Origin of the sequence: Escherichia sp. E4742, assembly GCF_005843885.1 — a bacterium.
Taxonomy (GTDB): domain Bacteria; phylum Pseudomonadota; class Gammaproteobacteria; order Enterobacterales; family Enterobacteriaceae; genus Escherichia.
In genome coordinates, this window is the sequence record NZ_CP040443.1 from 3,201,704 (window position 1) to 3,226,622 (window position 24,919).

19 protein-coding genes, 1 tRNA gene and 1 pseudogene are annotated in these 24,919 nt (G+C 51.9%); 4 read left to right on the top strand and 17 right to left on the bottom strand.

Annotation, left to right across the window (positions count from 1 at the left end; translation table 11 throughout):
- Positions 1-32: 32 nt before the first annotated feature.
- The 3 genes from dnaQ (at position 33) to FEM44_RS15570 (ending at position 2,087) form a co-directional block, all read left to right on the top strand.
- Positions 33-767 (top strand): DNA polymerase III subunit epsilon, encoded by a 735-nt coding sequence (gene dnaQ, locus FEM44_RS15560; RefSeq protein ID WP_138159071.1) that lies wholly within the window; start codon positions 33-35, stop codon positions 765-767.
- Between the two features lie 132 nt (positions 768-899).
- Positions 900-976: transfer RNA gene (locus tag FEM44_RS15565), tRNA-Asp, on the top strand.
- 325 nt (positions 977-1,301) lie between these two features.
- On the top strand, positions 1,302-2,087 hold the full coding sequence (locus tag FEM44_RS15570; protein WP_138159073.1) for a hypothetical protein: 786 nt from the start codon (positions 1,302-1,304) through the stop codon (positions 2,085-2,087).
- Between the two features lie 155 nt (positions 2,088-2,242).
- Here FEM44_RS15570 and ykfM read toward each other — a convergent pair whose 3' ends face one another.
- From ykfM to tssB, 17 genes and pseudogenes are all read right to left on the bottom strand, one after another.
- Positions 2,243-2,710 carry a protein YkfM gene (ykfM, locus tag FEM44_RS15575; RefSeq protein ID WP_135523275.1) on the bottom strand — a complete coding sequence of 156 codons (468 nt, stop codon included), beginning with the start codon at positions 2,708-2,710 and terminating at the stop codon, positions 2,243-2,245.
- A gap of 9 nt (positions 2,711-2,719) precedes the next feature.
- Positions 2,720-3,631, bottom strand: a complete 912-nt coding sequence (locus FEM44_RS15580; protein ID WP_135523274.1) for a hypothetical protein — start codon at positions 3,629-3,631, stop codon at positions 2,720-2,722.
- A gap of 43 nt (positions 3,632-3,674) precedes the next feature.
- Positions 3,675-4,157 (bottom strand): Hcp family type VI secretion system effector, encoded by a 483-nt coding sequence (locus FEM44_RS15585; RefSeq protein ID WP_135523273.1) that lies wholly within the window; start codon positions 4,155-4,157, stop codon positions 3,675-3,677.
- Positions 4,084-5,533, bottom strand: a pseudogene (locus FEM44_RS15590) (VasL domain-containing protein). The gene FEM44_RS15585 and the pseudogene FEM44_RS15590 overlap by 74 nt, the downstream one beginning before the upstream one ends.
- A gap of 10 nt (positions 5,534-5,543) precedes the next feature.
- Complete coding sequence (tssM, locus tag FEM44_RS15595; protein WP_135523283.1) at positions 5,544-8,978, bottom strand: type VI secretion system membrane subunit TssM; 3,435 nt, start codon at positions 8,976-8,978, stop codon at positions 5,544-5,546.
- A 108-nt stretch (positions 8,979-9,086) separates the two neighbouring features.
- Positions 9,087-10,499, bottom strand: coding sequence for a type VI secretion system protein TssA (tssA, locus tag FEM44_RS15600; RefSeq protein ID WP_135523271.1), 1,413 nt, complete (start codon positions 10,497-10,499; stop codon positions 9,087-9,089).
- A 4-nt stretch (positions 10,500-10,503) separates the two neighbouring features.
- A complete protein-coding gene (gene vasI / locus FEM44_RS15605; protein WP_135523270.1) occupies positions 10,504-11,247 on the bottom strand; it encodes a type VI secretion system-associated protein VasI in 744 nt (247 codons plus the stop codon).
- Complete coding sequence (tssH, locus tag FEM44_RS15610) at positions 11,244-14,003, bottom strand: type VI secretion system ATPase TssH (RefSeq protein ID WP_135523269.1); 2,760 nt, start codon at positions 14,001-14,003, stop codon at positions 11,244-11,246. Before tssH ends, vasI begins: the two co-directional genes overlap by 4 nt.
- Positions 14,004-14,011: 8 nt before the next feature.
- Entirely contained in the window at positions 14,012-14,773 is a 762-nt protein-coding gene (gene icmH, locus FEM44_RS15615) for a type IVB secretion system protein IcmH/DotU (RefSeq protein ID WP_135523268.1), read from the bottom strand.
- A 4-nt stretch (positions 14,774-14,777) separates the two neighbouring features.
- A complete protein-coding gene (tssK, locus tag FEM44_RS15620) occupies positions 14,778-16,109 on the bottom strand; it encodes a type VI secretion system baseplate subunit TssK (protein ID WP_135523267.1) in 1,332 nt (443 codons plus the stop codon).
- A gap of 2 nt (positions 16,110-16,111) precedes the next feature.
- On the bottom strand, positions 16,112-16,636 hold the full coding sequence (tssJ, locus tag FEM44_RS15625; RefSeq protein ID WP_059321172.1) for a type VI secretion system lipoprotein TssJ: 525 nt from the start codon (positions 16,634-16,636) through the stop codon (positions 16,112-16,114).
- Positions 16,633-17,913: a type VI secretion system-associated FHA domain protein TagH gene (gene tagH, locus FEM44_RS15630; protein ID WP_135523282.1), complete on the bottom strand. Its 1,281-nt coding sequence runs from the start codon at positions 17,911-17,913 to the stop codon at positions 16,633-16,635. The genes tssJ and tagH overlap by 4 nt, the downstream gene beginning before the upstream one ends.
- A 24-nt stretch (positions 17,914-17,937) precedes the next feature.
- Positions 17,938-19,020, bottom strand: coding sequence for a type VI secretion system baseplate subunit TssG (gene tssG, locus FEM44_RS15635; RefSeq protein WP_135523266.1), 1,083 nt, complete (start codon positions 19,018-19,020; stop codon positions 17,938-17,940).
- A complete protein-coding gene (tssF, locus tag FEM44_RS15640) occupies positions 18,984-20,834 on the bottom strand; it encodes a type VI secretion system baseplate subunit TssF (protein ID WP_135523265.1) in 1,851 nt (616 codons plus the stop codon). The genes tssG and tssF overlap by 37 nt, the downstream gene beginning before the upstream one ends.
- 3 nt (positions 20,835-20,837) lie before the next feature.
- On the bottom strand, positions 20,838-21,251 hold the full coding sequence (gene tssE / locus FEM44_RS15645) for a type VI secretion system baseplate subunit TssE (RefSeq protein WP_135486884.1): 414 nt from the start codon (positions 21,249-21,251) through the stop codon (positions 20,838-20,840).
- A gap of 6 nt (positions 21,252-21,257) precedes the next feature.
- Entirely contained in the window at positions 21,258-22,724 is a 1,467-nt protein-coding gene (gene tssC / locus FEM44_RS15650) for a type VI secretion system contractile sheath large subunit (protein WP_135523264.1), read from the bottom strand.
- Between the two features lie 309 nt (positions 22,725-23,033).
- On the bottom strand, positions 23,034-23,534 hold the full coding sequence (gene tssB, locus FEM44_RS15660; RefSeq protein WP_130260453.1) for a type VI secretion system contractile sheath small subunit: 501 nt from the start codon (positions 23,532-23,534) through the stop codon (positions 23,034-23,036).
- Between the two features lie 692 nt (positions 23,535-24,226).
- Here tssB and FEM44_RS15665 point away from each other — a divergent pair.
- Complete coding sequence (locus FEM44_RS15665; RefSeq protein WP_001142955.1) at positions 24,227-24,745, top strand: Hcp family type VI secretion system effector; 519 nt, start codon at positions 24,227-24,229, stop codon at positions 24,743-24,745.
- Positions 24,746-24,919 lie beyond the last annotated feature (174 nt).

A 24,919-nucleotide genomic window follows, 5' to 3' on the forward strand; every position in this document is an offset into this window, starting at 1 on the left:
GTAAAACGACAAGTCTGACATAAATGACCGCTATGAGCACTGCAATTACACGCCAGATCGTTCTCGATACCGAAACCACCGGTATGAACCAGATTGGCGCGCACTATGAAGGCCACAAGATCATTGAGATTGGTGCCGTTGAAGTGGTGAACCGTCGACTGACGGGCAATAACTTCCATGTTTATCTCAAACCCGATCGGCTGGTGGATCCGGAAGCCTTTGGCGTACATGGTATTGCCGATGAATTTTTGCTCGATAAGCCCACGTTTGCCGAAGTAGCCGATGAGTTCATGGACTATATTCGCGGCGCGGAACTGGTTATCCATAACGCAGCGTTCGATATCGGCTTTATGGACTACGAGTTTTCGTTGCTTAAGCGCGATATTCCGAAGACCAATACCTTCTGTAAGGTCACCGATAGCCTTGCGGTGGCGAGGAAAATGTTTCCCGGTAAGCGCAACAGCCTCGATGCGTTATGCGCCCGCTATGAAATAGATAACAGTAAACGAACGCTGCACGGGGCATTACTCGATGCCCAGATCCTTGCGGAAGTTTATCTGGCGATGACCGGTGGTCAAACGTCGATGGCTTTTGCGATGGAAGGAGAGACACAACAGCAGCAAGGTGAAGCAACAATTCAGCGCATTGTACGTCAGGCAAGTAAATTACGCGTTGTTTTGGCGACAGAGGAAGAGCTTGCAGCACATGAAGCCCGTCTCGATCTGGTGCAGAGAAGGGCGGAGGAGAAGTGCCTCTGGCGGGCATAAATACCTGTGAAAGGCGCTAAAAATAGCGACTTGGGCGATTTTTGCAGCAAACGATTCAAAAGATGAGAAAAACCATTGACGAAGGGTGAGGCAATCCGTAATATTCGCCTCGTTCCCAACGGAACATAACGCGGAGCGGTAGTTCAGTCGGTTAGAATACCTGCCTGTCACGCAGGGGGTCGCGGGTTCGAGTCCCGTCCGTTCCGCCAAATTTACTCATGAAAATGAGTTCAGAGAACCGCAAGATTTTTAATCTTGCGGTTTTTTGTATTTGAATCCCGCCATTTCTCTGTTCAATGATTTTACTCTTGCGTAAGTGCGTGATTCTCGCTTGTTGTCTCATTCATTAAAATTCAATAATGATATCGAACGATTCAGCTTAAATATATTTCCAGAGAATTATTTTATATTGATTAAATGAATGTATATTTCAAATTGATTTTGTTTGTTATTATTTAATTGGGGTATATAATTAGAGTCCGTTATCAGTGCTAAATATTCTAATCATTATGACAGACGAGGGAGTGTCCGATTATGAATTCAAAAAAGGTTTGTTGTATATGTGTATTATTCTCGCTGCTTGCAGGATGTGTCTCTGAATCTCCTATTGATGAAAAGAAGAAAAAAGCTCAAACCACACAAAGTAATCTTAATAAAAACGCTCCCCAGCAACTGACAGACAAAGACTTATTTGGTAATGAAACCACACTAGCCGTATCCGAGGAGAATATTCAAGCTGCGCTTGATGGAGATGAGTTCCGCGTTCCCCTTAATTCTCCTGTAATACTTGTTCAATCCGGCAACCGCGCACCGGAAACCATTATGCAGGAGGAGATGCGAAAATATTATACTGTTTCCACATTCTCTGGTATCCCAGACAGGCAAAAGCCTGTAACCTGTAATAAAGACAAAAACAAAGACGAAAGCCAGGATGTTGTAGATGCTGAAAATATGAACTGGATGCAGGCATTACGTTTTGTGGCGGCAAAAGGCCATCAGAAAGCGATTATTGTTTACCAGGATACGTTACAGACAGGAAAATATGACTCTGGATTGAAATCAATAGTTTGGTCAGATTATAAAAATCAAAAATTGACTGACACGATGTCACTGCGTTATTTGATTCGATTCACGCTGGTGGATGTGGCTACAGGTGAGTGGGCTACCTGGTCGCCGGTGAATTATGAATATAAAGTGCTTCCACTGCTGCCCGGCATGAATGAAGCTGGTACGACTGATGTGACAGAGCAGCAAATTATGCAACTTAAGCAAAAGACATATAAAGCGGTGATAAAAGATTTGGTTAACCGCTATCAATAATAAATTATATCTGCCGCCAATAATTTCTGGCGGCAATGATACGAAATTTTTGCATAAGAAATTTTTCCTGACAAAGGAAGTACCACAAATAATAAAAGATATATAACCCTGAGTTCAAAACTATTTATTTTAAGATGGTTAATTATTTTAAGTTATTAATCACCTCTGTGAGAAATATATTCATTATTACATTTCATGCCATTTTTAACATAGATTGCACCTGAGAATATTCCTTTGTTATTACTGCAGGGGTGATAATGAGTATTGACATATCCTGTGACAAAGGGGGCCATTAAAGGTGCTATTGCGATAGCTACTAATAAAAAAATAAGAGTTAACTGCATTGTTATTTCTGTGGCGAAATTGATAACCTTCGTTTTCTTGATTAAGAATGTTTTTATTATTGTAATTAAAATTATATTAATATTCAGAAAGGAAAACGATATGAAACCAAAGCATAGAATTAACATTTTCCAGTCGTAAAATATTTCCGTGGAGTCTTTTATTATTGAATATAGAGGTTTAATTCCGGTAAAAAACAAAGAAGCATTGAATGCAGGGAAAAATAATATAGCCATAAAAAGCATCGAAAGGAAGTCTTTAAATTTAACATGTAAGCGCATAGTTAATCCTCATATTACGGGGGTGTTAAGAACATACATAAATGGAGTCATGTTTTTCCTTTTCCATTTATCAATTTCCTGTTGCCGTTTTAGTCCATCTCTAATCGAATCTTTTAATTTGTCTGATAAATGGTATCGAGCATCGATGTCATTTAAAACAATTGTACACACTATCCCTGTCAGTAAAATTGCTCCTCCTACAAGAATTACTGGAAAACCAAAACTAAGACAGGCAAAAGAAGTCAGGCTTCCAATAGCGGTTGCAACACCGCCTGCTATCACTGCTTTGACCACGTCCATTGAAATGTCGCCAAGAAAATTAACCAGATCTCGCTCTGAACTCATAATAAATTCTATGGTTCTCCAGGCTACTGAAAACCAAATACAGAACTTAACTCCTTTTATTGATTCAGATAAAGAGCCTCGCCAGCCAACAGCGAGTTCCAGCACTTGAGGTGCTCGTGAAGAGAAAATATATTTACCGAGTTTGTCTAAAAGCCAGGGGCTGGATGTTGTGACTTTTATATATTTCTCTCCAAGTATTTCAAAATAAGTTGCTTTTGTATGCTTTAACGTATTAAAGTTAAATGTAATTTTCCCGTTTTTATCAAGTTCGGTCGTTAATTTACTCGCATTAGTTAACCAGGCGAGTACATCTTTTATCCCTGAAGGATGTGTAGTAATAAAATGAATGTAATCAAATGATGTTATTGAGTTGAGTACTCTTTGGGCAACATCAAGTGTCAAGAGAATAACATGATGAGTGTTCTGATGCCTTAACTCATCAATAAGTGGGACGTCGTTAAGATACGGATGCTGTGGCACTAGCTGGTTTATCGGTTGAGTCCCCCGAAGAATGTCACCCACATAATCAGCCCACTGTGCATTCTGTGTGTTGTTATTATTCCTTAAACCAGCCATTTTATCTCTCCGTAATAGTAATTTATTATGTTATTACAGTAAGTTACTGTACACGATCCTGCCATTTACTCATTGCATTTGTACCGGCTAACATATGCTCCCAGGAAATATCGTCATAAATAAAGGCAATTCTCTCCTGTGGCTCCAGTTCTTTTTCCAGGACAGCATGCGGTGTGACAAAATCAATACTTGATATTCGGGCTTTTGATAAATTTATTTTATAGTAAGGCTGGTAAATACCCGCTTTACTGGTTCGGTAGAGTATAAATTCACATGTTGCCATTTTTTCATTGTCACTAAGTGCTTTAGCCAGCAATGGAGAGGATTTGTCAACAGGTTTGGTGATAATCAATTCATGATGATTGACATTTTGACTTCTTGACATGGAGTGCATTAACGCATAAACCATGATCTGATCTTTATGTTCTGTCTGCGCTTTGTTTCCGACAGAATCAAGCGTTGAGCAACCTGCTGAAATCAGCCCTTGTGTTTCCCCACTTAAAGTTAAATAACTCATATTCGCCATGATAATCTCCTTTAATTAAATAATTATTTTTCGGCCGTGGTCCCGGTTGCCGCCTCTGGCATGACGTTATTCTTCAGCAGCAGCCAGCGGCTTAACACTCCTTCGAGTCGCTCATTAATTTGTTTTTCCAGCGCATCTGTATTCTGCTTCTGCGCACGAGCATCCTGGTACTGCGTCAACAGAGACTCAACGGGTGTTTCCTGCCCCAGTCCCCGCTCCGCCTGCCAGATGACATTTTTGATATAGGAAAGGGTTAGTCCCTCTTTCTCGCGCTGCATCACGAGATCTGCAAAAGCATGTAAGTCCTGACGAGTCTGTAACCAGCCACGCAACTGCGGGCTACTCTGTGCGCGGGTTTTGAGTGCCTCATTCCATTGTGTCGAGGCCTGCTGTTGTTGCCGGTTTTCCGGCCAGCGACTGTCGGCAACACGCATCATCTGCATCCCGGTTTCCAGCGGCTGTACCGGGGAGGTATCAAGAAGTTGTTGCAGCCTGCGCTCATAGTTTTCGAGTTCAGGTGAGGCTATCCACACCGTTGCTGCGCCCTGAGTGGTGTCGTTAACCTGTAACAGTTGCTGCTGCACCGGATAGACCTGCCACCACCACAATGCTGAGGCGACAGCCACTGAACAGACGATCCCTGCGATAAACCCTCTTACCGTACTGCCTTGCTTCATCACACTGGCCTGCGGGGGATTCTCTGTCGGACTGCGCACTTCCACTTTCATCTCAGGCAGGTCGGGCAGGGGAGGCACTACCGCTTCTGGCATGGCGGAACTCGTTGTTTCCGGGGCATAAATCAGCGTTCTGACCGTAGTCTGTGAGGTGTTCTCAGCGTTACTCTTCGGCTGGGGTTCAAGCCGTTTACGTGTGTTCTGCATAAAATAGAGCAGATTCTCCACGCGCGGAACGCGCTTCAGCTCTACCTGCTGGAGTTTGTCGCAGATAAGCTGCAATGCCCGCTCCGTGCGGTAGATCAGTGGTAGATCAGATTCCGCAAAGGAGATTTGCTGACGCAGAATATTGCCGGTTCGGGAGTTAAACCAGTCCAGCATTTCAGTACGCGCCGGACCGCCCTGCGGCCAGAACTTTTCCCAGTCGTGGCTTACCATTGCCGCCAGCAGTTCCGCACCTTCGCAAAAGCCAGCCAGTCCCTGTGTCCGTGTCCGGGCAAGCGTATAGTAGGTGGCGGTGTGCAAATCCACGCCGTTGGCTTTAAAAATCGCCAGCGCCAGCGATTCCACCAGTTTCCAGTTCAGCTCCGGCTGTGACGGGTGGCTGGCTTTGTTAATTTCCTCGCGGATGGCGCTGAATTCCGGCAGCCCGCGCGGATCACTGCCGGTAACGATAGTTTGTGTCAGTCCGTTATTATTCATCCCTGCCTCCTTAGTACAGTGTGTCCGACAGACCAAACTGGCTGAACAACCCACCGCTGAACGGGTTATCTTCCGTGTCGGTATGCACGCGGTAGGTCATTGCGCCACCGTCCACGCTAAAGCGCACGGTAAAGTTGCCATCCTGTACTCCGGTCAGCTGTCCGGCCCCGAACAGGCGGAACTGAGCCCACGGCCCGCTGAAGCTGATACTGCGCGGTGCGCCGCCGCTGGCACCAACCAGCGTCAGTTTGCTTTCGTTGCCTTCGCGCATATTGTTAGGCCAGACCAGATGGGCGGTATAGTTACGGCCCTGGCTGTAATCGACTAACTGACCGTCAAGGTTCAGTACGCTGCGGCGTTTGTTGCCGGAAAGCGATACCGTTTCCACGGCAAAGGATGTTCCCAGACCGTTCTGTTTACTGAAGAAGATGTCACGGATTTTCTGCGCGGTTTCCAGTTGCGCAATAATATCTTCGCGAATAATGACGTTGTTATCGCCATCCTCCAGACTCAGGTCATTGTCGATAAACAGCTTTAGGTTCTGCTGGTAGAAGGTATCCAGTATGCCATCTGGTTTAAAGAATCGTTCGAAGGCATCCAGTGAGGCATCCTGTGCAGAACGTGGATTAAACGGATAGTTATTTGCCAGTTGCTCGTTAAACGGTTTCACCACGCTGTCGCGCCAGTCCACTTCCATATAGTGAACGGCTTCCACCATCACCACATGCCAGGCCTGGTCAGCCAGCCTGCCTACCCAGCGGTTGAGCGGAGCAGGCAGTGTTTTTGCCATCTGGCGGGTGGCGAATATGGGATCGCTGCTGTTCTGATCAAGCCGTAACTGCACGGCTTTCAGTGCCGATTTCCCAGGTACAGGCGCGTTCTGGATCGCCAGCAGGTAGCGGTGTAACTCGGTGAGCTGCTGGTACACGGCCTGCATCGTGCTTTCTTTATCTTTCTGGACTGTCAGGGTACTGTTTTCCGGGGCGAACTCATGCCCAAGGCGGGTGAGTAACTGGTAGTCTGGTTCAGCCAGGGCCTCATCCCGTTCTTTAGCAGAGAGTTTTTCAGAAAAGGCGCCTGGTTGTGTGTTGTCACGCAGCACGGTCAGTGCCCGCTGCAAAGGCTGGTCGCCGCTGATAACCTGCTCCAGCGCCCCGGTCAGTTGTCCGATGGACTCAAAATTGCGGATATTCAGATTGTCCATCCCGGCCCGCCAGGTGGCGGTGTAGTCGCTGATATACTGCTCGGTCAACTGGCGCTGGATTTCCGCCCGGTCGGCGTCACTGTATTTCACGCTGCGGGTGAGGTTTAGTACCCAGGAATCCATCGCCGTCAGTTCAACCAGTTCATCGCGCTGTTTTACAAAATAGCTTTGCAGGCCGTAACGGGTAAGAAACTGCGGGACAACCAGTTTATTGTCATCGGCAGATGTAAACACCTGGTCAAAGGTTGGCCCTACCTGGTCACGCAGATTGAGGTCGGCAGGAAGAACGCCCAGCGCCCGCGTTTTCAGGCTCTGGTAAACCCGCTGGTAGACAGGTAGTTTGCTTAGTTCTTTCTGTGCTGACACAACGGGCTTGTCATACGGCGTCCAGCGGCTGATGGCGTCACCGTCGCCCGCCTGACGCTCTGCATGCCAGTCAGTGTGAGCCAGCGCGTAGTCAAGATGGGACATCAGTTGCGCCTGGATATCGCGCTGGCCGTGGAACTTTTCGCTCCAGCGTTTTGCCATATACTGCTTCACCACCTCATTGTTACGTCCGCTTTTGTCCTCCAGCATTCGCATCACGCGCAGCACGGCGAGTTTTTCCTCACTCTCCGGTGGCGCGGCGTTCATCTCTTTGACCAGCCCGTTAAACAGCGAGGGCAGGTAACGCTGCTCCAGCAGTTGCAGGTAGGTCTGTTCCACATAAGGTCCGATACGTCGCCCCTGGTACAGCCCCATATCGGCCAGACGGCTGCGGTCGCCCCAGTCACCGTAGGCCAGAGTGGCATCGCGTACCGGGTTCAGCAGCGGCAGTTGCAGGTTGCCATAGTCATCTTCCCCCTGCGGAGGAGGTACATCCATAAAGGCTTTTGCCTGCTTAAGCACGGTGATGCCGGACTGATAGTTACCGTCGTAATAGTGATGCCAGCCGGCAATGAGCAGCAGTGCCGCCACGCCGCCTGTGGCAGAGAAAACCGTCAGGCGGCGACGGGAACGCATCAGCCAGGCGCGGCTCTCCGTTGCCAGATTAGGCTCTGCGAGTAATGCCTGCGGGAACAGGCTGCGGGTGAAATAGGGCGCGGTGTCCACCAGGGGCCAGGACGCCAGTGGGTTATTGCCCAGCCGGTACTGGCGGGCGGCAGACTGGGTGAAAATATCATCCATCTGTCCGCGCTGAAGCGAAGAGGTGAGATAGACGCCACGCAGCATCACGTTCATATTTTCGCCGTCAAGCAGACCCTCAAGCAGTGATACCAGCGGTTCACGGCTTCCCTGCATCTGGCGGGAAAAACTAAATAAAGACGCACGGGCGTGGCTCTGTCCGACCATCAGATCCGGCAACGCCAGATTCATTCGATCCACCCATGTCTGCCAGAAAGCATTCAACTCTGCTCGCCAGTCATCATTTTCATGGGCGCGGCGGGTGAACGTGACACCCAGAATCGCATCACGATCCTGCCTGTTCAGTGACTGGAACAGGGCGGCAAAACCCTGCAATAAATCAAGCCGGGTCAGTACCACGTAAACCGGTAACTGACAGTGAAGATGCTGGTGTATATCCTGCAAGCGGCTGCGCAGCGTCTGTAACAGATGCTCGCGGCGGCGTTTGTCTGCGGTCAGTAGATCGGGTAAATCGAGTGTCAGAATAATCCCGTTCAGCGGCTGGCGCGCGCGCTTTTCTTTCAGCCAGCCGAGGGCATGTTCCCACAGACGGCGATGCAGGATATCCGCATCAGCGGGAGCGCAGAGTGTGCCGTCGATATCAAAGATCACCGCCTGTTTACCGACATGGGGCGTAAGGTACAGGCGTTGTTCTGCGCAGCGTGCGCCCTCCGGGGCATAAATAATGTCGGACGGAAACCCCTCGCGCAGCAGTGTCGTTTTGCCACTGCCCACCGGGCCGATGACCATATACCACGGCAACTGCCACAGGAAACGACGGTTGTCGAGATGGCGTTGCAGGCGTAGCAGCCAGTGGTCGAGGTAACGCTGCTGGGCGTTCAGCTCCACACTGAGCGGATCAATAGCCTCCTCGCGCTGTTGTTTTTGCTGTTTTTCAAGCAGTTGCAGGCGCTTCATTACCCGGACGGTAAGCCACACAAGGGCAATAATCCCCCACGCCGCCGTTGCCAGCCAGCGGTTCGCCAGTGGTTTGAGCCACTGTTCTTCATACAGCGTCCACGTCGGGCCTTTCCACCAGATCCATACCAGCAGGAAAATCCACGCCAGTATCAGCAGCCAGAATGCAGAAACCTTAAACCGGGGCATCGCCGGGCGCAGGGCTGATTTGAGTCCGCTGAATAGTCGGGGTGTTGGTAATCTGAACACAAAAACTCCTGTTATCTCTTATTGTTCTGCCGTGAATTTTTGTTCGAGCTGCGCAAGTAACGATGGCTCCCAGTCAGACACCATCGTCTGCCCCCCCATCATGAACAACATCCGGTACTGTTGCTGCGCAAGCTGTACAAGCCCCGCCTCCTCCGTCAACTGGGCGGCAAGGTACTGGCGGTGAAACTGATCGCGGGGATCGCCTTCGGGTAGCATGTCCAGATACCGCAGCGCCGCCTCCAGCCCCTGCTCAGTAAAACAGGTCCTGGCTGCCTGCGATTCCTCTCCGGCCTGCGCAACCGGTGTAACTTTGCCGTCGGGCGAAGCGGACAGCCATTGTTTCGTCTGCTCACTGATAAAAGGTGTACGGTCATTAAACAGTAGCCCGGTAAGCTGGGGCAGACGCTCAAGGAAGCGGGTGACCTCATCGCGGATGGCGTCTGCCACCTGTTTGTAACCCAGGCGCAGTGCTGTCTGTGAAGAAAGACAGTGACCGTCCAGCCAGTAGGGTGCCAGAAGCACACTTTTCTCCACCTGCTGCCACAGTGCCATATCTGCGCTGCCAAGCTGTGCCTGGTAATCTGCAATCATATCGGCGGAGACGGCAGCCAGCGGGGTTCGTCCGTCACTTTCCGCCTGGGGCGTACTGTTGATGGATTGCCACAGAGCATGGCGACGCAGGCGATAGCCCTGCGGCGAATCTGGCTGGCGTTCGCATAAAATGGCTGCCACTTTTAACAGCGTGTCGCGCCAGGCTTTATCGTCGTGGCTGTCAATGGTGACTTGCGAAGCCGGATCGCTGGTTTGCGTCACGCCGCTTTCAGACGTGGCGGTGGTCTGTGGTGTACTACCGGAGGCCGCCGGAGTGGGGCAGGGTGCAGGGGCCGCACGATTAAACGCACGCAGGTACAGGGCAAAAAGATCATCGGTTGCCTGCGCCAGTTCCGGTACGTTATGTGATTGCCAGCACTGCGCCAGTTTCGCCAGCTCGCCCAGCAGCGCATCGCGCTGCGTCGTGGCAGCGTTTTCTGAAAAGCTTTCAATCCCCGTTTCAAAGCGTTTAATGACCTGGCCGGAGAAACGTTTTTTGTGCGCCATATTTTGCGGTGCGGCCACTACCCAGTAATGCTCCACATACAGCGCCAGCAGGCGCAATGCCAGGAGCGGATCTCCGGCATGTTGCAGGGTTCTGAGCAGATGTGCCAGCAGCCGGAAGTCTTTGCTTTCAGAGGCCAGAAGTTTAAGCCCCCGGCGCTGGAGTTCCGGGATATCCAGTTGACTGTGGGCCAGTGACCCCAGCTTGACTATTTCACCGTCGATATACTCCCAGTCGGGGTTGTCATCTTTCAGCGCCGATGCCAGTTTCTCTTCCGGCAGGTTTTCCAGCAGGTGCGATATCCAGACATTCGGATCGCGTAAGTCCATTGCCATATTTTTATTCTCCCGCCCAGTGGCAGGCATCGCGCAGGGGGGGGATCACCCTGGCCAGCCCGTCAATGTTAAAGGTCAACTTTCCGGTGGCGTTGTCTGCGCCGGTATCAACCGTCAGCGTTTTTGCGCCAAATAACTGTTTAATTTCATCAATGCCGGATAATCCCCGACTGGACTCCAGCAGAGTGCCGCTCTCACGCACAAACCAGTGGCTGCGGAATGTCTTGCCATCGGCGCTCAGAGTGACGGCAATATCGTGCGTATCCAGCGGGTGCATCAGTGCCACCTGCATCCGGGTGATATTGTCCACGCAACTGAACATCAGCACCGGGCGTGGCGGAACATGACCGATAGCCGGGGTGGTTATCACCACCGTCGGGCGTTCCCCCTGCACCTGCGTCACCAGCGGTTCCGTGGTGTTGCCCTGGCGGTTTTTTTCCTGCTCTGTGGCGCGCGTCCAGGCTTCGCCCTGGTAACGAGCTTTCACCAGTGCGGCACCTCCAAAGCCAGCCTGTTCCGGCGCAAGAATGCGGTCATAACAGTCAAGCCGCTCCAGCGCCGCTGACTCGCGGCGACAGGACTGCATGGCCTGTAATGTGGCCGCTGTATCCGATGGCGTCGCAGTGGCGACGGCGACCGCCACATCGGCTACTGACGATGACTCTGCGGGCGCGGCACTGGCGGGTAAGCCCGCCATCAGGCCCGCGATAAACAATCCTGTCTGCCGGAAAACGAGCAACCTGCTCATAAAGCCATTTCATCCACTGTGACGGGCTCGTCGTCCAGAGCATCTTCCACGTCTGCCGTGAACGCGCCTTCTGCCGCCGACAGGCGGATGCTGGCAATCTCCGTGTTGGCCGCCATTTTCTGCAACAGCAGCAGGGAGAGCGGCGGCAGCATATCGCCATCGATGACCGATTCGAGCATCCTCGCGCCGTTTTCAGCTCGGGTGACGCGGCTCATGATTTCGTCCGTCACTTCCGGCTCAATAATCACGTCCGCGCCAAAGCGGCTGCGCAGCACGTTATCAAGGCGGGCCAGTTTCCCGGCGATAATGGTGGCGAGCGTCTCTTTCGACAGCGGTAGGTACGGCACCACTTCCATACGCGCCAGCAGGGCAGGTTTAAAGAAGTCCGCCAGCACCGGATACAGGGCTTCCTGCATGGTCTCCGGGTCATCCGCGTGTTCAACAATCACCTGGTAGCCGAGGTTGGAGGTGAGGAAGAAGACGATATTTTTGCAGTCAATCAGGCGGCCTTCACCGTCTGCCATTTCGCCCTTGTCGAACGCCTGGTAGAACAGGTTGAGCACATCCGGGTGCGCTTTTTCCACTTCATCGAGCAGTACTACCGAGTAGGGTTTCTGGCGAATCGCTTCGGTCAGCACGCCGCCTTCACCATAGCCGACATAGCCCGGAGGGGAGCCAATCAGCCGCGAGACGGTGTGCTTCTCCTGGAACTCGGACATATTGATGGTGGTCAGATACTGGCGACCGCCGTAGAGCAGCTCCGCCAGTTGCAGGACGGTTTCGGTTTTACCCACGCCGCTGGGGCCAGCCAGCAGAAACGCGCCGAGCGGGCGTCCCGGACGGCGCAGGTCGGCGCGTGCGGTCAGCAGATGCTTATGCAGGCTGGCAATCGCCAGATCCTGGCCTTTGATGGTGTCGCCCAGCCATTTCGGCAGGTCGGTGATGACCGACATTTCATTCTGCGACAGGCGGTTAAGCGGAACGCCAGTCCATTCGGCAATCACCGCCGCAATCTGTTTTTTATCGACGTGCGGGGAGACTAGCAACCGGTCGTTATGCAGGGCGTCCAGTTCGGCAGTGAGCTGTGTCAGCCGCTGCACCGGGGAAACTGTTTCAGCGGTTTCTTCCGGCTGGGTGCTACTGGCTTCATCAGTTGGTGCGGTACCGGTATTACCCTGCTCTGACTCTGGCGGCGTACCCACTACGGCATCCACATCCGGCAAAGCTGCCGCATCGTTCTCTGCCGCGCCCAGCAACTGCTGGCGCAGCGCGATAATCTCTTGGACCAGCGCCTGCTGCTGATGCCAGGCGGCTTCCAGCTCGTCAAGCGCCGTCAGCGTTTCATCGTACTGCACCAGTACCTCAGTCACCCGTGATGTGTCGGTACGCAGACCGATGCGAAGCTCGCGTTCAAGCTGGCGGATTTCCGCCTCCTGCTGGTGGCTCAGGGTAGTCAGCGCCGAGATTTGCTTCGGTGGTGATGAAAGGTTGATTGCCACACGGGCGCAGGCGGTATCCAGCACATCAATCGCTTTGTCCGGCAACTGACGCCCGGAGAGATAACGCTCGCTCAGCGTTGCTGCGGCCTGTAAGGCATCATCATCAATCAGGACGCCATGAGACTGCTCGTACACTGCCGACAGACCGCGCAGAATAATCGTCGCTTCGGCGGCGTTGGGTTCGTTGACCTTCACCAACTGGAAGCGGCGCGACAGGGCGGCATCTTTCTCGAAGTATTTTTTGTACTCGCTCCAGGTGGTGGCAGCGATGGTTTTCAGCTCGCCGCGTGCCAGCGCAGGTTTGAGCAGGTTGGAGATATCCAGCCCGCCCTGCTGGTTGCCCGCGCCAATCAGGGTGTGCGCTTCGTCGATAAACAGAATGACCGGCACCGGAGAGGAAATGACCTCCGCCATCAGCCCCTTAAAGCGTTTTTCGAATTCGCCCTTCACCGACGCCCCGGCCTGCAATGCGCCCAAGTCAAGGGTCATGATATCGGTGTTTTTCAGCTTGTCAGGCACCAGGCCTGCCACGATGCGCAGCGCCAGCCCTTCAATCAGCGCGCTTTTACCCACGCCTGCTTCACCCACCACCACCGGGTTATTTTTACGACGGCGGCAGAGAATGTCGATCATCAGATCGATTTCGTTATCGCGGCACAGTACCGGGTCGAGCCTGCCGTTACGGGCGTCTGCGGTCATGTTTTTGGCGTAACGGGCAAGCCGACTGTCAGCGGTGTCTGGCAGCATACTTGTGCCTTTACCGTCTGCATCCGGTACGACTGATTCCGCTGATTCCCGTGTCCACTGCACAAAGTCCTGTTGCAGACGGTCACGGTTAATGCCGGTCAGCAGCCGGGCGGCGGCAGGTGGTATGTAGCGCAGCGGTGAATGCAACAGAGTCAGCAACAGCACTCCGCCGCGCAGTTCGCTGTGCTGCATCTCTGCGGAGGCCAGCAGCCAGCCTTCTTTAAGCCACTCGACCAGCATTGGGGAAAATGCCGGGTAACTGTCCGTAGAACGAGCGGTTGTGTAGTTCTCCACCGTCAACGCCTGGCGCAGTTCTTCCATGCCAATATCGCCCTGTTGGGTGATAACCCGCAGGTCACTGCGTGGCATGGCGAGCATCTGAATAAGTACATGACTGACAGTAATTTCCGCTGCCTGCTGGCTCATACATTCAGAGGCGGCCATCTCCAGCGCCTGGCGGGAGAACAGGTTAAGCCGTTTTACCAGCGTAGGAAGATCAATCTGGATCATAAACGTCCTTATCGAAGTAATTTGTTTAGCTGGTGCAGAATGTCCTGCGTCTGGCTGTCCAGCCGCAGCAGATAGAACAGGTAAAACAACGCCAGCACGACAACGCCACCACAAAAAATATGTTTAATGGTCAGGCGACTGATTAACTGATAACGCCCGCCCTGGGTTTTTTTGTCCTGGTGTAACAGCGGGAAAGGGGCATCGCCGCGCAGTTTATGCAGGACGTGGTACAGGCGGCGGTAGATCTGCTCAAATTCCCCCTGATCTTGTGCTGCCACTTTGTAACGCCCGCGAAAACCCAGAGAAAAACAGAGCCAGAGAAATTCAAGCAGATCCTGGTAACGTTTGGGTTCACGGATCAGGCGCTCCAGCAGGATGAAAACCTTCTCACCACCCCAGGCTTCATTATGGAAATGGACCAGCAATGACTGTTTGATCCACTCGTTCTTGTTCGACCAGCCGTTACCGAGCGCCGCTTCATCAATAAAAGTGCAGAGGATGTAGCGAAACGAAATAATCACGCCCGGTTCGTAGCCCTGCTCCTGAAGTAGTTGCTCCACCGCCTGAACATCCGTCACCACCTGAGCAAACAGATGCTCCGGCATCGTCTGGCTGTTCATGGTTGAAAGACGCATCACCATACCGAGGAGGGGCGTGGCCGCGTCGATCATCGGATTCAGGCTATTGCCACGAAGTGCAAGATGATAGTCGCGCAGGCCTTTTTCGACGTGTCCGGTAAATGGTGGCAGAGACAGTGACCCTTCATCCATCGTCTTACCCTCTGATCGCCCACAGTTGCATATTCAGGTCTGGGAAACTGCCGGACACATGCAGTGCAACAGCACCTGCGGCAGCCATTTCTGCCCAGGCCTGGCCATTCTTGTCGAGTTCGAAATAGCTGAACCCAGAATGGTAAGGAAGCTGGCGGGGAGCCACCATCAAGGCACGCAATGGAATTCCGGGTATCTGCACACTGACCATATTGCGGATTTTTTCCGGCGAGGAAATTTTCGACTGCTGGATAAACTGGCGCTGGATCTGATCGACGGGCATATTTGCCGCCACGGCCAGCACAAAGGTGGCAGACTGTAGCAGTTCTGTGTCATGAACATCGGCCTGCCAGATGCCGTCACGCAGATGCAGCGGCAGATTGACCGCTCTTGGCGACAGTACTGTATGCAGAGCCCGCTTGACTTCCGGTAACAGTGTTTTAAATGTTTTGGTCAGGTCATGATGATCATACACATCAAGCGGGCAGGGCAGGCGTGACGGCTCGGTAAACGTCATCAGTTCTCCCAGTAACCCGGCAAGATCAAGGTAGAAATCTTCCGGATGGAGCTGGGATCGGCGGGCGCGATGGGTAAACCGGGTCTGGTTACGGTTAAGCAACTGCAACATCATAAATTCCGCCACATCTGCAATGCCGCTCTGCGCCGGAGAGCCAATGCGGTTTGCCAGATCGCTTGCCCGTCCGCCAATGGCCCCCTGTACTTCTTTCAGATAAACACGCAGCCTCTTACTGACCTGAATATTCTGGCAGGAGGGTATAAAATCGTCATCCAGCGTCAGGGAACCGTCGGCATGGCGATCGCTGATACGGCAAAGCGGGAGCGTAATATAGGCGCTCATATCTTCCGCACCGCTCATAATGCGCGGCGTCAGTTGTCCCAGCGTTAGTGTTCGCGCGTCACCTTCTTCTGAATGCAGATCCCGGACATCGGCATAATTCAGCCGGTAACGCCCGATTCGTCGCCCGTCGCTGATTTCATTTCTCACATCACTGGCGACCGGCAGAGCGAGGTAAATATTGCGGCTTTTTTCGTCCGGAAAATTTTGCGGGTGTAGTGGATCGGGTAGGGCGTCCTGGTCAGGGATGGAGAAGACGGTGCCGTCAGGCAACATGCCTGACGCACTGTCAATCATGACCTTACCCTGCGATAGCAGTTCATTGTTGAGGGAGAGTTCAGTAAATCCCCAGGATAAATCATTAATGGCCCGGAAACGCTGGTTATCCAGGTAGTCGTTGTAACGCTGCTGTTGCTGGAAATGGTGTGGGCGCATCAGCATCCCTTCCTGCCACATCACCTTGTTGCGGGTGGTTGCCATAATTATTCATCCTCTTTTTTCATTTCGATGCTGCTTTGACGTACATGCACCAGCAGGCGGTAATGGTGGCCGGTTCCTTCCACCGTCTCAATTTGTTTCCATTCCGTGGTCTGGTCGTCGGAAAAGTACGCCACAACGCCGATAAACTGCGTTTTCTCATCCAGCTTTACCGGCGGCAGGGTTTTGATGGTGTCCGGCAACAGGTTAAAATCCTGGTGGTCGATATAGTTTTTACCCAGCACATCCGGTAGCGGCGTACTGGCTATCTGGTCATAGTCGGCTGCCTGCAATTTTGAGTCGTCAGTCAGGTACACCAGTTGTACATCCACGGCGGCTGATTCACCCTCCGCATTGGTATTGGTGTCCGGTTCGGTCAGCAGGGTGACGGTTATTTCCGACGGTTGTTCCTTCAGGCTCCCGACCTGGATATCCGGGTTTTTGATCACCTCACTGATTTTTTTCGCCGTTTCGCAGCCGGTTAATATGACGCACATCAGCACGCAGGCCAGAAACGCCTTCCTGTTCATGCTTCCGGCTCCCGCTGTTTTTCACGAAGTACCCGGTCATAGACCTGGGCGTAGACTTCGTTAAACAGCATCTCAAACCCCTGCTGGCGATCAGAGGCCAGTTCCTCGTAGTAATGGCTGTACATCTGCCACGCTCCGGCATCATCCAGCGGCTGGCGCAGTTCATGGCTGCGGCGGTACTGCACAAAGCGTCGCATCAGATTTTGTGGTGAGAAAGCGTCCAGCAGGACACGAAGCGACTCCACAATCGCCGCCCGGTTTGCCTCTTCGTGGTGGCGAACATTGCGCAGGCTTTCACTGACGGCGGCGGGGGCCGCCAGATGTACCGGACTTTTGCCTTCGGCAAACATCACGTCGAGCGCGGTGTCGTAATCCATGTTCAGGCGCAGCGGGTTATCTTCCAGCGGGCGTAAATGTTTGTCTGACAGGCTGTTGCGCTGTTGCTGTAAATCGAGCAGGCCTTTAATGGCCGCTTGTAACGTTCGTCCGGCCTCCTCCAGAAAATCATCCGCATCGTCGGAATTACTCACGGTAAGCGAGCCGCCAAGACCGCGCAGTAAGGGGGTGACTGCAAGGTGGCGTTGCGCCATTTCAGCCGGAGAGATGTCATCATTACGATCACCGGGACTGGCATAAATGGGCGGCAGATCCATAAACGGAGTATTGATCCCGCCATTACCTGCCGGATCGGACAACGGTGCCGAGGGCCGGACAGCCGTAATGCCTGAAAGCGGATCGCCTGTGGTAATCAGGCTTTCGGACTGGAGTGCCTGGAGTGGATCGGCAGAAAAACCGTTTACCACGGTGTCTGCAAGCTGGTGCCGGTGAGTCATTCCCGGATAGTGTGGCGCGCCTTCCGTTGACAGCAGGGTATCCGTGAGCATATCGCGATTGGTGACAATGGTTTCGGGAGTGGCCATTTCCTCATCGTAGTGGGGGATATCTCCCCGGTTCAGATGAACCCTCACCATCAGCCGTCCTACCTGGATCTCATCGCCCTGGCGTAGCTGTACCAGGTCTGATGTTGCTGTGACTTTTGCCTGGTTCAGCCACAGTTGTGCCGTCAGCGGGCGCAGGCAAAATGTACCATCGTGCAGGATAACGGTAAAAGCCTGAGCCGGAATGCTCTGCTGACGATCCTGTACCGACCAGTGGCATTCGCTGCCATGGCCGACATTTCCCTGCTGCGTGAACAGACAGCGCGCCGCCCGCCCGCTTTCCAGCTCACTGCCGTTAATAACCTGCAATGAAAGCGTCTGTTGTTTCTCTTCCGGCATATTCTGCTCCGTGATTATCATAATTTACGACCTTACCCTGATGGTGACAGAGGGTCGTTCTTCCGGTGTGCCGAGGAAGCTGGTCCAGCCCAGCAATGCACTTTTGTTATCACCCAGGCGCATTGCGCCTACCTGCTCCGGCGCCAGCCCCAGATGTAAATCCCAGGCAAGCTGATCGCGCAGGATGAAGGATACGAACATCGTCAGTGGCAGGAAGTTTTCGCCGGACGGCAGAAAAGAGAGGAACTGTTTGCGGGTAAGACGGGTAATACTGAGCTGGAATTTCCCGCTGAGATCGGGCACCCGTGTACCCAGAACAAAGTTGCCCAGCACCGATCTTCCGGCCAGTTTTTCGCCATTTTTAAGCGAATAGCTCCCCAGGCTGTTTTGCTGATCCGGTTCAATATCTACCTTGCGACGTTGCCAGTTTTGCAGCGTCACTTCTGACAAATCAAAGCAGTGGGACACCAGGCCGCAGATAATTTCCGGGGAGCGTCCCGGATTAGCCAGGATCCCGGAATACGCCAGCATTTTGCTGTGATTAATCGCCAGCTTATCGCGAAGCTGCCGATGGCCCAGCCCGACAAGGGAGTACATGCGCTGCGAGAACGCATCCACACCGCCGTTACGAAAACTGACGTGATAGCGGTACTTGCGCCAGATATGCCAGACAAACTGAGTCAGGCGGTGGCTGAACATATCCAGAAAATCGCCCACCGGGCTTTGTTCATGTACCGCTTTCCAGGCCAGGTGATCAAGGTAATAACCGGGGAGAGGCGACTGGCTCCCCTGTAATCCCATAAAGGTGGTGGTCATCCTGAATGCACCTGACGTATCCCGTTTCAGCGAACTGATATCACTCAGGGGAAACGCAAGGCTGGCGTCGGCACTGAAACGCAGGATTTCCTGTGTCGGATCATCGCGCAGGGATAATTCCGGTGTCCCCTTTTCACCCTGTGCCAGGCGGTGCAACAACTCCGCCATCGCAAAAAAATTGTAAGAGCAGGCGTTATGGAAAACCTGCGCCAGCGAATCATTCTGCTCTTTATCTGCCGGGGGATTTCCCGGACTCAGATAAGAGGATGCTGCCCGGTTCTTTCCGTCCATTTCCATGTCTCCTGGCTTTCAGTGTTCACAACGGTCAGCATGTGGAATGAATTGACGCTGGCATACAGCGAAAGAAAGTGCGAAAGCACCGTACCGAGCAGATACATTTCCCCTTCACAAACAAACGGCTCCGGATGCAGATACAGCGTTGAGGCCAGCCCTCGAACGGGAATACCCGTAAACAGGCGATCAATGGGGCGGGTCTCAAGACGCTCAATGGCATCCAGCTTTTGTTGTGACAACCGCGCCGTCTGCGGATGATGGATTGCGTGGCGATCAAAGTTGGCGATGACCTGCTTCAGCGCGTCCGTATCCAGTAATGACAGATAATTCAGGTTCATGGCGGAGAGCAGGGACCAGTGCAGGCTGCCATCAATGACTGGCCAGAGTGGTTGCGTCGGGCGGGTAATGTTGCGAAATGAAGCGACCGCCGCATTTTTACCGGTTGTGCCAGTGATATCACCGGAACGAAGCTGTGACGGAAGCTCCCGGTTGGTACAGGTTAGCGTTACCGAAACCACTTCGTTACTGAGCAGCGATTCGTCTGACGGATAACTGCCATCAGCATGTATAAAAGCAAGGGTATGATCAAAGCCGCGATGGAACAGGGATGTTTTGGTCCGATGATGCCAGTACACTACTTCCCGCTTCCGGCTGTATTCCATCTGATGGCTGAAACTTTCAAAGGCAGGCCACTGGCGCGCGGCCTGCGTCGAAACAGGACGTCCCAGATCTTTTTTCCTGAACATATCCTGGACCTGGCTCACCACATTGTTAACGGAAAATACATCGTAATGTTCCGGGTAATGGCGGCTGGGAACCAGCGGATAGTCTGCCCGCCGATTGTCCAGCGTGATGGCTTCTGCATGGTGGATAAATAAATTAATGGCAGGTGCGCAATACAGGCGCAGGGAATCGCGGCGCAGCCGGATGTCCACGGGCAAAGGGCGTGAAAAACGCAGTTGCAGGGTAAAGGATTCAGCCTGCAATCCGTCAGGCAAAGCCGGACAGCCACAAAGATCAAAAAAGAGAAACGCATCCGGGTAACAGAAATACTCCTGAAGGATCCGGTAGCCGCTATGGACGTTTTTCGGCCACGGCAGCATGGCATCCTGCGGCTCAAAACCGACAGCTTTCAGCATAAACTCAGGCAGGCGAATATGCTGTTCACCCACAGTCAGGTCGGCACCCTGCAAGTATTCACAGAACCATAAATAAAGCTGGTCACGGGTATAGTTGTCGTCATTGCCGAGCCAGAAGCGAAGTTTGTTCAGATCCAGCGTGCGGAAGTCCGTTCCCGATGCGACCGAAAAGGTGATGTTGATAACACCATTACGGGGCGTACTGCGGTTTTCAATCTGCTCCAGGCGAACGGGCAGCAGCCAGATATCCCGGCAGAGGGTGAAGGTACAGGGAGGCGGCTCTTCCTTTTTAGAATCGGAGGGCAGCACGTCATCGACTCTGATTTCCCCGGCGTTGGTTGTAAACTGCTCATTACGGGGGATTAATACCGGCACAGAAGACTTATCCATATCCGGCGTATATTCAATAAGGGTCATTGCCGGAACCGGACGCAGGTAATTAGGCCACAGCATCTTAATAAGCCCATGCGTCAGTTCTGGGAATTCATCCTCAATTTTCTGGCGGAGATTGCCGGTAAGAAAAGCCACGCCTTCCAGCAGGCGTTCAATATCCGGATCCGCATCTTTTTCGGCCAGGAAGCGGGCCAGATGGGGTTTTTCCGTTGCCAGCAGCTTGCTGAGCTGGCGCAGGTAATCGAGTTCTTCCCGGAAATAGCGTTCTTCAAATTCCATTTGTCAGTCCACCCGGTAATGCTGGCTGCCATTCGGTGCCATATCAAATTCAAGCACTTCATGCGTTTCGTTAAATGTCACCCAGGCTGAAATATGAAACGTCATATCCAGCGGGCTGGCGGCGGATGAAACCACAGCCTGCACTTCAGCGTGTGAGATCCGGGGTTCATAGCGTTCTATACATTGCGCGATGGCCCGACTCATTGATTCGCGGAAGTTTTCAGCCACTTCCTGTTCATCAATGCCCAGTTCAGGCGCCCCCCGGCAACTACCGGACCGGGTATTAAGAATGTTTCGCAGGTTCTGGCGAATGGATTGCCTGAGCGAATGAATACTGCCTCCCTGCCGGTTTCTGGCCGAAGAGGCTTCCATACGCTCAAAAAGAGAACCTGTGGTTCTTTCCCGATCCGGTATCATGGTGTGTTACTCCCTGTCTAACCGGCCAACCAGGGAAAGCTCAAAGTTTGCCCCCATAAATTTAAAATGTGGCCTTACGCTCAGTGCAACCTGATACCATCCGGGTTCGCCTTCCACATCCATAACTTCAACTCTGGCGGCGCGCAGAGGTTTACGACTGCGCACGTCTGCTGGCGGGTTTTCCTGGTCGGCAACATACTGACGGATCCAGGTATTCAGCTCCCTCTCTAAGTCGCTTCTTTCTTTCCATGACCCGAGTTGTTCACGCTGCAACACCTTGATGTAGTGCGCTAACCGGTTGATGATGAAGAGATAAGGAAGCTGCGTACCCAGCTTATAGTTGGTTTCTGCATCTTTTCCCGGAAAGTGTTTCGGTTTTTGTACCGAATTTGCTGAGAAAAAGGCTGCATTATCAGAGTCTTTACGCATGGTTAGGGTAATAAACCCTTCTTCAGCTAGTTCAAATTCACGGCGATCGGTGATCAGCACCTCGGTTGGGATTTTGGCCTGAATTTGCCCCATCGTTTCGAACAGATGTACCGGCAGATCTTTCACTGCGCCGCCGCTTTGCGGACCGATGATATTTGGACACCAGCGGTATTTGGCAAAACTGTCAGCGACATTGCATGCCAGCATCCAGGCCGTATTACCCCACAGATAATCTTCGTGGTTCTGGCTGACATCTTCGTGATAGTTAAAGTTCTTAACAGGGTTATCTATTGGTGACCAGGGTTGGCGAAGCAGGAAGCGGGGAGCCGTAAGTCCTAAATAACGCGAATCTTCAGAGTCACGAAGGGCTCGCCATTTGGTATAGGCCGGACCTTCAAAGATGGCATAAAGATCTTTGATATTAGGCAGTTCGGTCCAAGAGTTCAGCCCCATAAATTCCGGGGAAACGGAGGACAGGAACGGTGCGTGCGCCATTGCGCCCACGGCACTGACGTATTGCAGCAGCTTCATGTCTGGCGCGGTATTTTTAAACTCGTAAGCGCCCAGCACGGTAGCGATGGGTTCACCACCAAACTGTCCGAATCCAGACGAATAAACATGTTTATAAAATCCGGATTGAATAATTTCTGGTGCAAACTCAAAGTCTTCCAGAAGCTCCTGTTTGGTGACATGAAGCACGTTGACCTTGATGTTTTCACGGAAATCGACGCGATCCACCATGGTTTTCAGTGAGCGCCAGAACGACTCTACCTGCTGAAATGCAGGCGCATGGATGATGGTATCCATCTGGCGACTGATGCGTTCATCAATATCTGCAATCATGCTGTCCACGGCCAGTTTATTGACCGGTTCGTCAGGTGTGGTGGATTGCAGGATGCTGCTAATAAAGGCTGTCACGCCCTGGCGGGCAACGTCATAAACTTCCGAGCCGGGCTGAATGCGGGTCTGCGCCATGATTTGATCAAGCAGCGACGGCGCCTGATCTACCTGACTGGAAACAAGTTCCTCTTCCTGTAAAGACATACTGAAAATCCTTCTGTTTTGCTGTGTTTCTGTAACCGGGTTCGAACCTTCAGTGAAGTACGCACCGTCAGTACAGCACGCTCTGCTGAAGCTCACAAAGATGGATAAGCTCATCCATTAGGTCACTGATACGGCGATCCAGTTTTATAGTCAGCGCATCCACGTCATCTTGGTTTAATTCACCTGTCTGACTGAAGCATACCTGGTACATTGCATACCGTATTTCTTCGTTAGACAAGGAAGTGACCCACAGATATTTTTGTGTGCCGCCATGTCTGGATAACCCCGTTTTAATGAAATTTTTTGGGGTTATTTCCCGCTCACCAAGCCGATTTCTTTTAGCAACTGTTCGCGGGATTCCTCATTTTCCAGCAATGCCTGGATTTGTGTACGGAAGGCAGGAAGGTTACCCATCGGCCCTTTCAGCGCAGTAAGCGCTTCACGCAGTTCCAGCAATTTGTTTACTTCCGGAACCTGTCGAGCCACGCTATCCGGTGAAAAATCATCCAATGACTTGATGTTCAGCGCCACATTCAGTTCATCACCAGTTCTACTTTCCTTAAGCGTGGCGGGGACAATGAAATTGAGGTCAATGTTTGCTTCGGCCATCACCGCGCCAAAATTGTGTTTGTTAATGGAAACAGCCTGGCGTTCATCCAAAGGGGATGTCTCCTGCGTATTTCCAGTATCACCGACAACGAGCATGTTGAGCGGAAGCTCTACTTCAGCCGTCTGACCGTCCGTTTTGGGGACATACGATATATTTATGCGCTCGCGAGGCGCGACGCTGCCTTCAAATTTTTTGCTCATAAAAGTGATCCGTCATGTTGTCTCGTACAGACCATGAATACGGCATATTTGTACCGAAAAAATATCGACAATGCCGTACTAATGGCGGTTAAAATAAAGTTGCCACTCCTTAACTGCCCCGCAGTTTACGCTTAAAAATAAATAATAAAAGGACTTTTTATCATTCACAAATAAGGGTATTCTGCGATGAATAAATACATTCTATAAGCATTGATAATCCATGTCAGGCATATCATGGGGTTTGTCAAAATAAATGAAAATTCACATGCATTTGATATTGTTGAATATTTTATTAAAACATAAGTAATATTAATGTTTTTGTGTTTATATATTTACCTCATGATTAAAAGAGTGTTTTTTTAAGGAATATCTCAGAAACTATCAAAATGATAAATTCTAAATGGGTAAGTGAGATATTTATTAATGATACAGCTTTGCCTTTTAATAGAGATGATAACAGGCCTTGGTCATTTGAGCATGGCTATGGCTATCAAATTATATAACCAGTGTTACCTATTTAGCTCTTGGATGATTGAAACAGATTTTTTACAGCAGCCGTTAATTTGAATTCGGCTTGTATGTGAAAAATACAGAAAAATGATGTAGTTCCAGAGTGAGTTACATCTGCCTGTCGTGGATTAACGGCAGGTCATTGTAAGTGTTAACTAACGGATTTTACAAGGAGTTTACAAATGCCAACCCCATGTTACATTTCGATTACGGGCCAGACCCAGGGGAACATCACTGCTGGTGCTTTTACTGCTGATTCCGTCGGCAATATCTACGTGCAAGGCCACGAAGATGAAATGTTAGTCCAGGAGTTTCTTCATAACGTTACTGTCCCGACAGATCCTCAGTCCGGTCAGCCTGCGGGTCAGCGTGCTCACAAGCCGTTCATTTTTACCGTGGCGCTGAACAAAGCTGTTCCGCTGATGTACAACGCACTGGCCTCCGGCGAAATGCTGCCAAAAACCGAACTGCACTGGTGGCGCACTTCTGTGGAAGGCAAACAGGAGCATTATTTCACCACCCGCCTGACCGATTCGACGATTGTCGATATGAAACTACATATGCCGCATTGCCAGGATCCGGCGAAACGCGAGTTCACCCAGTTGCTCGAAGTTTCACTGGCCTACCGCAAAATTGAGTGGGAACACGTCAAATCTGGCACCTCCGGTGCCGACGACTGGCGCGCACCGCTGGAAGCATAAGTTAAGCCAACAGCATCCGGCTATCAGGCCGGATGCTGTTTTTGTATTACGCCGTAAAAAGAAAGGTTGTCAGTAAGGGGTTACGTTCACGGGAGATGGCGGATGCCGGAAACTTCGGCGGTAGCGTGCATGAACGCATGCGTAACACTGTACTGTCACAGCCGCTTTAACAGC